Raw genomic sequence first — 13,086 nt, 5'->3', positions numbered from 1 at the left:
GACGTATCAATAGTCTGTTTGCCAGTCGGCGGTGATGCGGCGTGCCGCCTTGTCCACGTTGTCGATGTAGGCCGCGACAAACGGAATCATGCGTTCGGCCGTTTGCTCCACGCCGTCGACGGTATCGGTGTATTCGAGCACCAGCACGGCGTTGGGGCCGGTGGCCATGAGGTCGCGAACCACGCCCAGGTGCACGCCTTCGCGGTTGACCACGTCCAGGCCGATCAGGTCGACCCAGTAGTACTCGCCTTCGGGTGTGGCCGGGAAGGCACTGCGCGGCAGGTAGATGCGCACACCCTTGAGCGCTTCGGCCGAATTGCGGTCGTTCACGCCTTCGATCTGGGCCACCAGACCGTCGGTGTGGGGCTTGACCTCGGCAAGGCCGATGCTCACGCAACCCGAAAACGCCGAAAAGCCGCGCGCGAAGCGGGCTTCGGGCGGCTCCAGGAACCATTGGGAGGAGGCGATCAGCGCCGAGGTGTCGGCGCTGTAGGGCAGGATGCGAACCCAGCCCTTGATGCCCCACGCGTCCTGTACTCGGCCCAGCTCGACGGCGTCGGCCGGGAGGGACGACGCCGTGAAGGCGCCGGACGCGGGGTTGCTCACCGTGGGGTCAGCAGGATCAGGCCGCGACAACGGCCTTGGCGGCGTTTTGCTTGACCAGACGCTCGACCGTGTCGGACGGGGTGGCACCCACGCTCGTCCAGTAGGTCAGGCGATCCAGGGCGATGCGCAGCGGCTCTTCGCCACCGCGTGCCAAGGGGTTGTAGAAGCCGATGCGCTCGATGAAACGGCCGTCGCGGCGGTTGCGCTTGTCAGCGACAACGATGTTGTAGAAAGGACGGGACTTTGAGCCGCCGCGGGAGAGTCGAATGACGACCATGATTTATCCTTCGGGTGGAGAGGTGCCGAAATTGGCACATCACTGGATCTTTCGATCCGCTTGATTGCAGCGCTTGAGACACACGACTGACCACCCGGCCAGCGAAACGCCACGAAACCCGCGATTATAGCCCGTCTGTTGACCCCGAAGCTCACAGACTCCACCCTGCTCGTTCTGAAACATCCCATGCCCACGATCCGCCCCAGCCGAGAAGACGATCTCGATGCCATCACCCGCATTTACGGCCACCACGTGCTGCACGGCACCGGCACCTTCGAGACCACCCCGCCCAGCCTGGCCGACATGACCACGCGGCGCGCCGACGTGTTGTCCAAAGGCCTGCCCTGGCTGGTGGTCGAAGACGGCGGCCAGGTCGTGGGTTTTGCCTACGGCAACTGGTTCAAGCCCCGACCAGCCTACCGCTTTTCGGTGGAAGACTCGATCTACATGGACCCGGCCGCGCACGGCAAGGGCCTTGGCCGTGCACTGCTGGCCGAGCTGATGGCTGCGCTGGAGCGCAGTGGCGTGCGCAAGGTCATGGCCGTGATCGGCGACTCGGCCAACGCCGGTTCGATCGGCGTGCACAAGGCGCTGGGCTTCGAGACGGTGGGCGTGGTGCAGTCCTGCGGCTGGAAGTTCGACCGCTGGCTGGACATCGTGCTGATGCAGAAAACGCTGGGTGTCGGTGACACCACACCGCCTGAAAGTGCCGCGTGACCGGCCGCGGCAAGAACAAGACGCTGGCCGCGGTGCTGGCGGTGCTGGGGGGCACGCTTGGGCTGCACCGTTTTTACCTGCGCGGTCTGGGCGACTGGATCGGCTGGCTGCACCCGATCCCTGCGGCCTTGGGCTGGTGGGGTGTGGACCGTGTGCTGACCTACGGTCAGGACGACAAGCTCTCGTGGGTGCTGATCCCGCTGCTGGGCATGACGATTGCCGCCAGTTGCCTCACCGGCATCGTGTACGCGCTCACCGATCGCGAGAAGTGGAACCGCTGGTTCAACCCGACGCTGCCGGTGGATGCCAACGCCGGCGCCACGCACTGGCTCACCATCGGCACGCTGGTGCTCGCGCTGCTCATGGGCACCGTGGCCTTCATGGGCACCCTGGCGTTTGGCATCCAGCGTTACTTTGAATACCAGATCGAAGAGGCCCGAAAGATCAGCCAATGACGGTGATCAGTTGATCCACGACATGGCCAGCATGAAAAAGCTCAGCGTGAAGAGCGACACCAGCGTGGTCATGCCCATGCTGGCGGTCGTGAGTTCCTGGGCAGCGTCGTAGCGCTGGGCGAACAGGAACACGTTGGCCCCGATGGGCAGCGCGCCGGCGACCACGATCACGGTCAGGGGCAGACCGGTGATCCCCATCGCCCAGGCGCTCAGGCCCACCATCACGGGCAACACGAGGTTCTTGGAGACGGTGATCCACAGCGCGTCGCGCAGGTGACCTCTCAAAGGGGTGCTGGCGAGCGTCACGCCCATCAACACGAGCGACAGCGGACCAAAGGCGTTGCCCAGCAGCAGCAGCGGCTTGTCGATCACCGCCGGCAGCGTCAGGCCGGTTTGCGAGAACAGCAGACCGCTGATGATGGGCAGGGGAATCGGGTGGATCAGCGCCCCCTTGATGGCCGAGAACGCGGTCTGCCACAGGTGGGGCGCACGCTCACCACCCGCGCGGGCCTCGCGCGCCACCGCCAGCTCCAGCACGATGGATCCGGTGGTCAACAGGATGAGCGCGTGCACCGACACGAGCGTCAGCAGCGTGACCAGCCCGGCCTTGCCGTAGGCCAGTTCCACCAGCGTGATGCCGATCATGACCATGTTGGAAAACACCCCCGCCATGGCCATGACCACGCTGGTGCGGTTGAAGCCGCGCCACGCGATCGACGCGGCCAGCAGCAAGAGCGCCGCGGGAAAATAGGCCAGCACCGGCCTCAGGTCGAGTTCTTCGAAGCGCACCGCGCTCATGGTGCGAAACAGCAGCGCCGGGATCAGCACCAGAAACACGAGGTTGGAGAGGTCCTTCACCGAGGCGTCGCGGATCCACTGCAGCCGCCCGGCAAGAAAGCCGATGGCCATGAGCAAAAAGACGGGGGTGAGGGACGCGACGGCGGGGTGGGCAGCAAAGTTCACCCGCCGATGGTAGCCGCGCTAGGGCACGCCCACGGCGTTGGTGATGCGGTAGTACAGGCCGTAGGGATCGTTCTGCAGCACGTGGAAGGTGCCTTCAACCACCACCGCTTCCAGCTTGTATTTCACCGGCGTCTTGGTGCGCACTTCGACCATGCTCTCGGGCCCGCCCGGGGTGCAGAAACCACAGGTGAGCGGCACCGACGCCAGCAGGAAGTGGCGCTGGTTTTCGCCGGGTTCCAGCGGCATCATGAAGCCCTGCAGGCGCAGCGTTTTCTGGTGGAGCGCGGCCACCGGCGCGGGGTACACCGGCACGATGCGCTTTTTCTCGACCTTGGTGGTGATGTCGGTCAGTGTGGACCACGCCACCACGTCGGTGCGTTTGGGCAGCGGCGCAAACGGACTCAGCGGGCTGTGCACGCCGGCGCCCTGCCCGTGCGGCAAAGCCGAACCCGAAGGCTGCGGGGTGTCCGGCGGCAGCGGTGAGCTCAGCGTCTGCGCGGACACGCCGGCCACCAGAACACTGCTCAGCCACAGGCCAGTGAAGAAGGTTCGCATCGGCTCAGGCTCCTGGGTGGATGCACGGGATGTCAGTGGGCGTGGCGCATGCCACAGTACTTGCCCAGAGCCAGACCCTTGCAGGCCGCCTGGAGTTCCGCCATGCAGACTTTTTCACCTTTCCCGGCCTCCAGGCACTTGGCCGCGCCTTCGTGCGCAGCGGCCATGCCGCGGTGGCGCTGGATGTCTTCTTTCACTTCCTGGTCGGAGTGTTGGGCCATGGCGGAGGCGCACAGGAGCACGGCGGACAGGAACAGAACGGTTTTTTTCATGGGATCACCTCGAGTTGAGAAGTTGGGAAACATCGACACGGTAGGCACTGACAACCGGCACCAGCGCCGCCACCACCGCCACGCCCAAGGCCAGCACAGGCACCCAGGCTTCGCCAGGGACCCATGACCAGGCGTTGATGGCCAGCGACTGGCTGTCCATCAACAGGGAACCGAGCAACGCCGCCAGACCGTGCGCCGCCAGCAGACCGAGCACACAGGCCAGCGCCGCCAGCCACAGGGCCTCGCACAGCAGCAGCAGGCCCACGCGCGTGGCGGGTGCACCCAGCATGCGCAGCATGGCGAGGTCGCCCCGGCGCTCGCGCACCGCGCTCCACAGCGCGATGAACACCGAGAGCGCGGCCACGCCCAGCAGCACGGCACCCAGACCCTGGAGCAGTTGCGTGCCCACACCCACCATGGACAGCAGACGTGTGATCTCCAACGCCGGCGCAGCGGCCTGCATCGACGTGGTGCTGTTGATGAGGCGCGGGAAGCTCACCGCCGCCAGGGGCGTGTTGTAGGTGATGAGCGCCAGCGTCACCTCGCGTTCCTCGGCCAATGCCTCGGCGAGTTCCAGGCGCTCGGCCGCGTCCATCTGGTCGCCCGCGTGCATGTCGTCGTGCACCTGCCAGACCGATTCGGTGGCGGTGAGCACCAGCCGGTCGAGCACGCAGCCGCACGGTGCGAGCACACCGCTCACGGTGTAGGGCGTTTCGCCGTGCATGGCGCCGCCCGCGCCCAGACCGTGCGCTCCTTCAAACGCCTGGCCCGGTTGCAGCCCGGTGATACTGGCCACCTGGGCGCCGAGCACCGCCTGCATCGGCGTTGACCAGAGCGCCCCTTGCGCAAGTTGCGCGCCGTAGTGCGCGGCGTAGTCGGTCGTGGTGCCCACGATGCGGAAACCCTGCAGGTTGTCGCCCAGGCTCAGGGGGATGAGTTTGCCCACCTGCGGGTGCTGCGCGAGCCGCTGCACCTCGGCCAGCGGGATGTTGCCCGGCGGCACGTCGAGGTGGAACACGCCCGCGAGGATCAACTGCATGGGGCTGCCCTTGGCGCCCACCACCACGTCGATGCCGGCCAGGTCGCGTTCAAACGCGCGGTCGATCTGGTCGCGCGCGATCAGCACGAACGCGATCGACGCCAGGCCGAGCGCCAGCAGCAGCAGGTTGAGCGCGGTGGCCAGCGGGCGCGACCACAGGTAGCGCCACGAGAGACCGAACACGTTCATGCGGCCACCGGCACAGCGATGTCGAACGCGAGCACGCTGGCCTGTGGCAGCGCCTGTACCACCCGCGCGTCGTGCGTGGCGATCACCAGGGTGGCGTTGAGCTCGCTCGCGCAGCCGCGCAGCAGGTCGACCGCAGCCGCGCACGCCGCGTCGTCGAGGCTGGCGGTGGGCTCGTCGGCCAGGATCACGCTGGGGCGCAGCAACAGCGCGCGGGCCAGCGCCACGCGCTGGGCCTGTCCGCCCGAGAGTTGTGCCGGCTTGCGCGCGGCCAGGGGCGCCAGGTCGAGGGCCTGCAGGGCATGGGCCACCGCGGCCTTGTCCTGCGGCAAGCCAGCGGCAAAAAACACCAGCCCCAGGTTGTCGGTCACCGACAAGGCTTCGCTCAGGTGCAGCTTCTGCGGCAGAAAACCGATGTGCCGTGCGCGCCAGGCATCACGCGCGGCGGCGGCCAACACGCCCACCGACTGGCCGCCCACCACCACCTCACCCTCGGTGGGCGTGAGCAGGCCACTGGCCAACGCGAGCCAGGTGGACTTGCCGCTGCCCGAAGGGCCGCGCAACAGCAGCGTGCCGCCCTGCGCCACCGACACATCCGCAAAGCACAGCGGCTCGGCACCCGGGTAGGCGAACCGCAACCCGCGGCTCTGGATCATGCGTCTGACCCCGCGCAGCCCGCGCAGGTGCCGTGGATCGACACGTCCACCCGGTTGCCCTGGTGGCCGAGGCGCGCCAGCGCCGCAAACAGGTCGTGCGTCACGGCGCGCGTGGGCTCGCTGGCATCGGTGAGGTGGAACTGCCGATGGCAGGCATCGCATTCAAATCGCGGCGGGGCACCCTCTTCCTGCCCTGGCGGCGAAATCAACGCCAGGCTGAAGTGCCAGGTGCGCGCGTCGTCGGCCTGGCGTTGCAGCACGCCGCAGGCGGCCAGGCGGTCCAGCAGGCGATAGAGCGTGACGCGGTTGATGTCGAGGCCGCGCGCCGTCAGCGACGCCAGCGCCTGCGCGTGCGTCAGGCCGCCGGGCGGGCGGGCCAGGAACAGACCGAGCACGGCGCGGGTGGCGAGCGTGCGGCGCAGCCCGGCCTTCTCCAGGCGGGACTGGATCTCGGGCGGAACGCCCAGGGGTTCTTTGGGTGTGCGTGGGTTCAAGGGACACGTCTTCGCTTTATCGCAACTGGGTTGCGTTATGATGCCTGCTACCGCAATTCAGTTGCATTATCGCCGCCCCAAGGAACCCCGTGCAAGCCCACCCCGCCGCCGCCAGCAGCCCCCCGGCCATCGCGCTGCGCAACCTCACGCTGGGCTACGAGCAACACCCGGCCGTGCACCACCTGTCCATCACCATCGACCCGGGTTCGCTCGTGGCGGTGGTGGGGCCCAACGGCGCCGGCAAGTCCACGCTGGTCAAGGCCATGGCGGGTCGGTTGCGGCCCATCCAGGGCCGGGTCGAGGGCCTCGAACACCACCGCGTGGCCTGGCTGCCGCAGCACAGCGGCATCGACCGCAGCTTTCCCATGTCGGTGCAGGAGCTCGTGATGCTGGGTCTGTGGCACGAGGTGGGTGCATTGGGCCGCTTCACGCCGGCACACCACGCAAGCTGCCACCGCGCGTTGGACGCCGTGGGTCTGCTGGGTTTCGAGCGGCGCAGCATCGACACGCTCTCGGGCGGCCAGATGCAGCGCGCCCTGTTTGCCCGCCTGATCCTGCAAGACGCGCCCGTGGTGCTGCTCGACGAACCTTTTGCCGCGGTGGACCAGCGCACCACCGACGACCTGCTGGCCTTGCTGCACCGCTGGCACGTGCAGGGCAAAACCGTGGTGGCGGTGCTGCACGATCTGTCGCAGGTGCGTGCGCACTTCCCCCAGACACTGCTGCTGGCGCGCGAGCCGGTGGCCTGGGGTGCCACGGGCGAGGTGTTGACGCCGGCCCACTGGCAACGCGCGCTGCGCATGCAGGAACCGTTTGACGACGACGCGACCCTGTGCGCTCCGGCCAGCACCCATGCACACCGCCATGGAGTCTCGGCATGACCCCGCTGGACGCCGCCGACGCCACCACGCAGTTCCTCTGGGCTCACCTGTGGCTGGGGCCGTTCGTGGAATTTGGCTTCATGCGCAGCGCCTTGCTGGGCTGCGTGGCCCTGGCGGTGAGCGCCGCGCCGGTCGGCGTGTTTCTCATGCTGCGGAGCATGAGCCTCACCGGCGACGCCATGGCCCACGCCATCCTGCCCGGCGCGGCCATCGGCTATCTGGTGGCCGGCCTGTCGCTCGGCGCCATGACCTTCGGCGGCATCGTCGCCGGCCTGGCGGTGGCGGTGGGCTCGGGCCTGGTGGCGCGCAACACCGTGCTGCGCGAAGACACCAGCCTGGCCGCGTTTTATTTGTTGTCGCTCGCACTGGGGGTGCTGATCGTCTCGGTGCGCGGCAACAGCGTGGACCTGCTGCATGTGCTGTTCGGCACCGTGCTGGCACTGGACAGCGCTGCGCTCACCCTGCTGGGCAGCATCGCCCTGATCACCCTGGTGTCGCTGCGCGTGCTCCACCGCCCGCTGGTGCTGGACTGCCTGGACCCGGGTTTTCTGCGCGGCCACAGCCGCTGGAGCCCGGTGGCGCATTACGGCTTTCTGGCCCTGCTGGTGATCAACCTCGTGGCCGGCTTTCACGCCCTGGGCACGCTGATGTCGGTCGGCATGATGGTGTTGCCCGCCGCCACCGCGCGCTTCTGGGTGCGCCACCTGAGCGCCTTGCTGGGCCTGGCCGTGCTGTTCGCCCTGCTGGCCTGCGTGGTGGGCCTGCTGGTCTCCTACCACGCCGACTGGCCCACCGGGCCGGTGATCGTGCTCAGCCTGGGCAGCGCCTACCTCTTCTCGCTGGTGTTCGGGCCGCACGGCCTGCTGCGTCACCAGCGCCCCCAGTCCCTCCACCTCCAGGCCTGAACCGAAAGACCACCATGTTCCCCACCACGCGCTTTCCACGCCGCGCCCTCCTCGCTTTCGCCACGCTGGCCCTCACCGCCTGGTCGGCCCAGGCCCAGGCCCCCATCCAGGCCGTGGCCAGCTTCAGCATCCTGGGCGATCTGGTGCGCCAGGTCGGTGGTGACCGGGTCCAGGTCCACGTGCTGGTGGGCCCCGGCAGCGACGCCCACGTGTTCCAGCCCACGCCTGCGCAGGCGCGGCTGGTCGGACAGGCGCAGGTGGTGTTCTCCAACGGCCTGGGGTTTGAGGGCTGGATGAGCCGCCTGCTCAAGACCGCCGGCTACAAGGGACAGCAAGTCGTGGTCAGCCAGGGCATCGAGCCGATGAAGGAAGCCGGTCACGAGGAGAAGAAAGGTCACGCGCACGGCGCCCACGACCACGGCGAGACGGACCCCCACGCCTGGCAGAGCGTGGGCAACGCCAAGGTGTTTGTGAAAAACATCGCCCAGGGCCTGTGCCGCGCGGACGCAGCGGCGTGTGACGTGTACGACCGCAACGCCAGGGCCTATGTGGCGAAGCTGGACGCGCTGGACCGCGAGATCCGCGCGGCCTGGGCACCGATCCCGGTCGCCCAGCGCAAGGTGATCACCTCGCACGACGCCTTTGGCTACTACGCGCGCGACTTCAGCGTGAAGTTCCTGGCCCCGCAAGGCGTGAGCACGGAGAGCGAAGCGTCGGCCAAGGGTGTGGCCCGGCTGGTGCGCCAGATCAAACAGGAGCAGATCAAGGCCCTGTTCGTCGAGCGCATTGCCGATCCGCGCCTGATCGATCAGATCGGCCGCGAGACCGGCGTGAAACCGTCGGGAGAGCTGTTCTCCGACTCCCTCTCGGCTGCGGACGGCGCCGCACCCACCTACATCGACATGATGCGTTTCAACACGCGCGCGCTCACCACCGCCGTGCGCGGCGAGTGAGCGCCGCCCGCGCTGTCGCCTGACAGACTGCGCGGTGGCCGTTGCCTGGGATGCACGTGGCTACACTGGCGCCCCACCCTCCACCGCGGACCGATCCTTGCCCACCACCCACCTCCTGCTCGCCCTCTCGGTGGTTTTCGTCTGGGGCACCAACTTCGTGGTGATCCGCTGGGGACTGGACGGCTTGCCGCCGTTCCTGCTCGCCACGCTGCGATTCGCGCTCTCCGCCCTGCCCTGGTTGCTCTTCATTCCCCGGCCCACGGCGCCTTGGCACAAGATCGCGGCCTTCGGCGTGCTGCTGGGCGTGGGCCAGTTCGGCCTGCTGTTTCTGGCCATGCGCAGCAGCATCTCGCCGGGTCTGGCCTCGCTGGTGGTGCAGCTGCAGGTGTTCTTCACCATCGGCCTGTCGCTCTGGCTCATGGGCGAGCGCGTGCGCGGCTTCCAGATCGCCGGGTTGTTGCTCGCGATCTGCGGCCTGGGCGTGATTGCGGCCCACCTCGACGCCACGGTCACGCTGCTGGGCATCGGCACGGTGCTCAGCGCAGCGTTCTTCTGGTCGCTCGCCAACCTGGTGGTGAAGTCGCTCGGCCCGGTGAACATGCTGCACTTCATGGTGTGGAGCAGCCTTTTTGCGGTACCCCCGCTGTTCGCCCTGTCGTGGTTCATCGAGGGGCCAACGCTCATGCGCACCTCGGTTGAACAAGCCAGCGGTCTGGTGTGGGTCAGCGTGCTGTGGCAGGCCGTGGGCAACACGCTGTTTGGCTACGGCGTGTGGAACTGGCTGCTGGCGCGACACCCGGCCGCCACGGTGACGCCTCTGGCCTTGTTGATCCCGGTGTTCGGCATGGGCGCTTCGGCACTGTCGCTGGGCGAAACCTTGCCACCGTGGAAGCTCGGTGCTGCGGCGCTGGTGCTGCTGGGCCTGGCCGTGATCGTCTGCTGGCCGCTGGCGCAGGCCCGGCTCAAACGGGCCTGAATCCAGGGCCTTGAGACACTACTTCGCCAGACGCGCGAAGGTCTTGCGAAACTTCGCCACCTTGGGCGCCGCCACCATCATGCAGTAGCCCTGGTTGGGGTTGCGCTCGAAGAAATCCTGGTGGTAGGCCTCGGCGGCCGAGTAGTTGTCCAGCGGCACCACCTCGGTCACGATGGGTTTGCCAAACGCCTTGTCGCCGGTCAGCTCGTCGATCAGGTCCCGCGCCACCTCCGCCTGTTGGGGCGTGGTGAAGTAGATACCGCTGCGGTACTGCGTGCCCACGTCGTTGCCCTGGCGGTTCAGCGTGGTCGGGTCGTGGATCAGGAAAAAGATCTCCAGGATCTCGCGCGTGCTGATCTGCGCCGGGTCGTACTCCAGCCGCACCACTTCGTTGTGCCCGGTCGTGCCGGTGCACACCGCCTCGTAGCTCGGCTGCTTCACGTGGCCGTTGCTGTAGCCCGACTCCACGTCGGTCACGCCCTTGACCCCCACGTACACCGACTCGGTGCACCAGAAGCAGCCACCGCCCAAAACCAGAACCTGTCTGTCGCTCATCGTTCTCTCCATGTGTGTGGACCTGCATCGGTCGTTGCCGGCGCCGGTTTCTTTCAACGCCTCACTGTAGTGGTTGGGCAAAGCCACGCACCGCGCCCAGGAATGCCCCCAGCGCGGCCTGGTCTCTGTCGGTTTTCCACAGGCAGTGGGTTTCATAAGGCGGCGTGTCCACATCCAGCGGCACGAACACCGCGCCGGGCAGCCCGGCCTGCTGCAGCGCGGCCGGCACCAGCGCGCAGCCCAACCCCTGCGACACGATGGACACCACACTGAGCCAGTGGCGCAACTCAAACCGGATCTCGGGCGAAAAGCCCGCGTCGGCGCACAGACCGAGGATGCGCTCGTGGTAGTCGGGCGAGACAGCGCGCGAGACCACCGCAAACGGCTCGCCCTGCAGGCGCGCCAACGACAAGCGCTTGCGCTTCGCCAGCGCATGGTCGACCGGCAGGCAGGCCACGAACGGCTGGCTGGACACCAGGATCTGCGAGAAGCCGGCCGGCACGCGCGTGGTGTGCACGAAGCCGATGTCCAGCCGTTCGTGCATCAGGTCGATCAGCTGGTCGCTCGAACTCAGTTCGCGCAGCACCAGGCGCAGCTTGGGGTGGTCCACCGCGAAGCCTTGAAGGATTTGCGGCAACCCCCGGTAAAGCACGGTGCCGGCAAAACCGATCTGCAAACTGCCCAGCATGCCCTGCGACACCTCGCGAGCCTCCCGCGCGGCCAGGCCCGCCTGGTCCAGCAGCGATCGCGCGGCCGGTACGAACGCCTGCCCGGCGGCGGTGAGCTGCACGCCGCGGCTGTTGCGTGTGAAGAGCTGCGCGCCCACCGAGGCTTCAAGCTGCTGGATGTTGAGCGACAGCGGCGGCTGGGTGATGGCCAGGCGCTGCGCGGCCCGGCCGAAATGCAGTTCTTCGGCCAACACGAGGAAATAGCGCAGGTGGCGGAATTCCATGAATAGCTTTCCTGTATGGACGGATACCTATTCGATATTAGACAGGTATTCTTGAGCGGCAGACAATGCACGCATTGCCCCCCAACAACCGGAGACACCGACCATGCTTTCCCCCATCAAAGCCAAAGCCAGTTTCAGCTGGGAAGACCCCTTCCACCTGGACGCCCAGCTCACGGACGATGAGCGCGCGGTGCGCGATGCGGCCCACGCCTACTGCCAGGAAAAGCTGCTGCCGCGTGTGACCGAGGCCTTCCGCCACGAAAAGACCGACCCGGCGATCTTTCGCGAAATGGGTGAACTCGGACTGCTGGGCCCCACCATCCCCGAGGTCTACGGCGGCAGTGGTTTGAACTACGTCTGCTACGGCCTGGTGGCGCGCGAGGTCGAGCGCGTGGACTCGGGCTACCGCTCCATGATGAGCGTGCAGAGCTCGCTGGTGATGGTGCCCATCAACGAGTTCGGCACCGAAGAACAGAAACAGAAGTACCTGCCCAAACTCGCCAGCGGCCAGTGGATCGGCTGCTTCGGCCTGACCGAACCCAACCACGGCTCCGACCCGGGCAGCATGGTGACACGCGCCAAGAAAGTGGCCGGCGGCTACAGCATCTCGGGCAGCAAGATGTGGATCAGCAACAGCCCGATCGCCGATGTGTTCGTGGTCTGGGCCAAGGACGACGAAGGTTCGATCCGCGGCTTCATCCTCGACAAAGGCATGAAGGGTCTGAGCGCCCCGGCCATCCACAGCAAGGTCGGCCTGCGCGCCTCCATCACCGGCGAGATCGTGATGGACGGCGTGTTCTGCCCCGAAGAGAACGCCTTCCCCGAGGTGCGTGGCTTGAAGGGCCCGTTCACGTGTCTGAACAGTGCGCGCTACGGCATCGCCTGGGGTGCGCTGGGTGCGGCCGAGGACTGCTATTTCCGTGCCCGCCAGTACGTGATGGACCGCCACCAGTTTGGCCGCCCCTTGGCTGCGAACCAGCTGATCCAGAAGAAGCTGGCCGACATGCTGACCGAGATCAGCCTGGGCTTGCAGGGCTGCCTGCGCCTGGGCCGCATGAAGGACGAAGGCACGGCGGCGGTGGAGATCACCTCGATCTTGAAACGCAACAGCTGCGGCAAAGCGCTGGACATCGCGCGGCTGGCACGCGACATGATGGGTGGCAACGGCATCAGCGACGAGTTCGGCGTGGCGCGCCACCTGGTGAACCTGGAAGTGGTGAACACCTACGAAGGCACGCACGACATCCACGCGCTCATCCTGGGCCGCGCCATCACCGGCATCCAGGCATTTTCCTGAAGCGGCGGGGCACCGCCCCGTTTGCCAAGGCTTTACCCGCGGGACACGGTGGGCAGATGGGGTGTGGGGTATATTTAATAACCCACCGGTCATTAAAACCAGCCGCATGCCCCTGACTCCCGCCTCAGACCCCCGCCTCGCCGCAGACCCGGACGCACCGCAGCGCCGGACCCGCCGCAAACAGGCGCGGCCGGGGGAGCTGCTGGATGCAGCGCTCACACTGTTTGTTGAAAAAGGCTTTGCCGCCACCCGGGTGGAAGAGGTCGCCGCCATGGCGGGCGTTTCCAAGGGAACCCTCTTCCTGTACTTCCCGAGCAAGGAAGAACTGTTCAAGGCGGTGGTGCGCG

18 protein-coding genes are annotated in these 13,086 nt (G+C 67.2%); 8 read left to right on the top strand and 10 right to left on the bottom strand.

Features of this window, described 5'->3' with window-relative positions; genetic code table 11:
* Positions 1-6: 6 nt before the first annotated feature.
* Positions 7-606: a ribosome maturation factor RimM gene (rimM, locus tag Q1W68_RS00745; RefSeq protein ID WP_300647903.1), complete on the bottom strand. Its 600-nt coding sequence runs from the start codon at positions 604-606 to the stop codon at positions 7-9.
* Positions 607-622: 16 nt separating this feature from the next.
* Positions 623-883 (bottom strand): 30S ribosomal protein S16, encoded by a 261-nt coding sequence (gene rpsP, locus Q1W68_RS00740; protein ID WP_300647900.1) that lies wholly within the window; start codon positions 881-883, stop codon positions 623-625.
* A 186-nt stretch (positions 884-1,069) separates the two neighbouring features.
* Here rpsP and Q1W68_RS00735 point away from each other — a divergent pair, with 186 nt between their 5' ends.
* Together Q1W68_RS00735 and Q1W68_RS00730 are read left to right on the top strand one after the other, a co-directional pair.
* On the top strand, positions 1,070-1,600 hold the full coding sequence (locus Q1W68_RS00735; RefSeq protein WP_300715428.1) for a GNAT family N-acetyltransferase: 531 nt from the start codon (positions 1,070-1,072) through the stop codon (positions 1,598-1,600).
* Positions 1,597-2,055: an NINE protein gene (locus Q1W68_RS00730; protein ID WP_300659821.1), complete on the top strand. Its 459-nt coding sequence runs from the start codon at positions 1,597-1,599 to the stop codon at positions 2,053-2,055. Before Q1W68_RS00735 ends, Q1W68_RS00730 begins: the two co-directional genes overlap by 4 nt.
* Positions 2,056-2,061: 6 nt before the next feature.
* Here Q1W68_RS00730 and Q1W68_RS00725 read toward each other — a convergent pair whose 3' ends face one another.
* The 6 genes from Q1W68_RS00725 to Q1W68_RS00700 are packed head-to-tail and all read right to left on the bottom strand — an operon-like array spanning position 2,062 to position 6,220.
* Positions 2,062-3,018: an AEC family transporter gene (locus Q1W68_RS00725; RefSeq protein ID WP_300654546.1), complete on the bottom strand. Its 957-nt coding sequence runs from the start codon at positions 3,016-3,018 to the stop codon at positions 2,062-2,064.
* A gap of 18 nt (positions 3,019-3,036) precedes the next feature.
* Positions 3,037-3,573, bottom strand: a complete 537-nt coding sequence (locus tag Q1W68_RS00720; protein ID WP_300654545.1) for a DUF3299 domain-containing protein — start codon at positions 3,571-3,573, stop codon at positions 3,037-3,039.
* A 32-nt stretch (positions 3,574-3,605) separates the two neighbouring features.
* The gene (locus Q1W68_RS00715) at positions 3,606-3,845 is read right to left on the bottom strand and encodes a hypothetical protein (protein WP_300654542.1); all 240 of its coding nucleotides are present in this window, start codon (positions 3,843-3,845) and stop codon (positions 3,606-3,608) included.
* A 4-nt stretch (positions 3,846-3,849) separates the two neighbouring features.
* Positions 3,850-5,073 carry an FtsX-like permease family protein gene (locus tag Q1W68_RS00710; RefSeq protein ID WP_300654539.1) on the bottom strand — a complete coding sequence of 408 codons (1,224 nt, stop codon included), beginning with the start codon at positions 5,071-5,073 and terminating at the stop codon, positions 3,850-3,852.
* Entirely contained in the window at positions 5,070-5,726 is a 657-nt protein-coding gene (locus Q1W68_RS00705) for an ATP-binding cassette domain-containing protein (protein ID WP_300654536.1), read from the bottom strand. The genes Q1W68_RS00710 and Q1W68_RS00705 overlap by 4 nt, the downstream gene beginning before the upstream one ends.
* A complete protein-coding gene (locus tag Q1W68_RS00700) occupies positions 5,723-6,220 on the bottom strand; it encodes a Fur family transcriptional regulator (protein WP_300654534.1) in 498 nt (165 codons plus the stop codon). Before Q1W68_RS00700 ends, Q1W68_RS00705 begins: the two co-directional genes overlap by 4 nt.
* 89 nt (positions 6,221-6,309) lie before the next feature.
* Here Q1W68_RS00700 and aztA point away from each other — a divergent pair, with 89 nt between their 5' ends.
* From aztA to Q1W68_RS00680, 4 genes are all read left to right on the top strand, one after another.
* Positions 6,310-7,101: a zinc ABC transporter ATP-binding protein AztA gene (gene aztA / locus Q1W68_RS00695; protein WP_300654533.1), complete on the top strand. Its 792-nt coding sequence runs from the start codon at positions 6,310-6,312 to the stop codon at positions 7,099-7,101.
* Positions 7,098-8,006: a metal ABC transporter permease gene (locus Q1W68_RS00690; RefSeq protein WP_300654531.1), complete on the top strand. Its 909-nt coding sequence runs from the start codon at positions 7,098-7,100 to the stop codon at positions 8,004-8,006. Before aztA ends, Q1W68_RS00690 begins: the two co-directional genes overlap by 4 nt.
* Before the next feature lie 14 nt (positions 8,007-8,020).
* Positions 8,021-8,959 carry a metal ABC transporter substrate-binding protein gene (locus Q1W68_RS00685; RefSeq protein ID WP_300659824.1) on the top strand — a complete coding sequence of 313 codons (939 nt, stop codon included), beginning with the start codon at positions 8,021-8,023 and terminating at the stop codon, positions 8,957-8,959.
* Positions 8,960-9,056: 97 nt separating this feature from the next.
* Positions 9,057-9,935, top strand: coding sequence for an EamA family transporter (locus Q1W68_RS00680; RefSeq protein ID WP_300654526.1), 879 nt, complete (start codon positions 9,057-9,059; stop codon positions 9,933-9,935).
* 18 nt (positions 9,936-9,953) lie between these two features.
* Here Q1W68_RS00680 and msrA read toward each other — a convergent pair whose 3' ends face one another.
* Together msrA and Q1W68_RS00670 are read right to left on the bottom strand one after the other, a co-directional pair.
* Complete coding sequence (msrA, locus tag Q1W68_RS00675) at positions 9,954-10,490, bottom strand: peptide-methionine (S)-S-oxide reductase MsrA (RefSeq protein ID WP_300715427.1); 537 nt, start codon at positions 10,488-10,490, stop codon at positions 9,954-9,956.
* A gap of 61 nt (positions 10,491-10,551) precedes the next feature.
* On the bottom strand, positions 10,552-11,442 hold the full coding sequence (locus Q1W68_RS00670; protein ID WP_300654521.1) for a LysR family transcriptional regulator: 891 nt from the start codon (positions 11,440-11,442) through the stop codon (positions 10,552-10,554).
* A 103-nt stretch (positions 11,443-11,545) separates the two neighbouring features.
* Between Q1W68_RS00670 and Q1W68_RS00665 the strand changes: the two genes are divergently transcribed.
* Positions 11,546-12,739, top strand: a complete 1,194-nt coding sequence (locus Q1W68_RS00665; protein ID WP_300659827.1) for an acyl-CoA dehydrogenase — start codon at positions 11,546-11,548, stop codon at positions 12,737-12,739.
* Between the two features lie 106 nt (positions 12,740-12,845).
* The coding region (locus Q1W68_RS00660) for a helix-turn-helix domain-containing protein (protein ID WP_300715426.1) at positions 12,846-13,086 on the top strand (241 nt) is incomplete at its 3' end.

The organism is Hydrogenophaga sp. (assembly GCF_030158645.1).
In the GTDB taxonomy this organism is placed as follows: Bacteria; Pseudomonadota; Gammaproteobacteria; order Burkholderiales; family Burkholderiaceae_C; genus Hydrogenophaga.
The sequence above is the reverse complement of the archived record's forward strand: the minus strand, read 5'-3'. Positions and strand labels throughout refer to the sequence as shown.

Coding starts and splice junctions, on each gene's coding strand:
- Q1W68_RS00690 (WP_300654531.1), top strand. CDS start 7,098: ATGACCCCGCTGGACGCCGCCGACGCCACCACGCAGTTCCTCTGGGCT.
- Q1W68_RS00735 (WP_300715428.1), top strand. CDS start 1,070: ATGCCCACGATCCGCCCCAGCCGAGAAGACGATCTCGATGCCATCACC.
- Q1W68_RS00720 (WP_300654545.1), bottom strand. CDS start 3,573: ATGCGAACCTTCTTCACTGGCCTGTGGCTGAGCAGTGTTCTGGTGGCC.
- Q1W68_RS00705 (WP_300654536.1), bottom strand. CDS start 5,726: ATGATCCAGAGCCGCGGGTTGCGGTTCGCCTACCCGGGTGCCGAGCCG.
- Q1W68_RS00685 (WP_300659824.1), top strand. CDS start 8,021: ATGTTCCCCACCACGCGCTTTCCACGCCGCGCCCTCCTCGCTTTCGCC.
- Q1W68_RS00715 (WP_300654542.1), bottom strand. CDS start 3,845: ATGAAAAAAACCGTTCTGTTCCTGTCCGCCGTGCTCCTGTGCGCCTCC.
- Q1W68_RS00710 (WP_300654539.1), bottom strand. CDS start 5,073: ATGAACGTGTTCGGTCTCTCGTGGCGCTACCTGTGGTCGCGCCCGCTG.
- msrA (WP_300715427.1), bottom strand. CDS start 10,490: ATGAGCGACAGACAGGTTCTGGTTTTGGGCGGTGGCTGCTTCTGGTGC.
- Q1W68_RS00665 (WP_300659827.1), top strand. CDS start 11,546: ATGCTTTCCCCCATCAAAGCCAAAGCCAGTTTCAGCTGGGAAGACCCC.
- Q1W68_RS00670 (WP_300654521.1), bottom strand. CDS start 11,442: ATGGAATTCCGCCACCTGCGCTATTTCCTCGTGTTGGCCGAAGAACTG.
- rpsP (WP_300647900.1), bottom strand. CDS start 883: ATGGTCGTCATTCGACTCTCCCGCGGCGGCTCAAAGTCCCGTCCTTTC.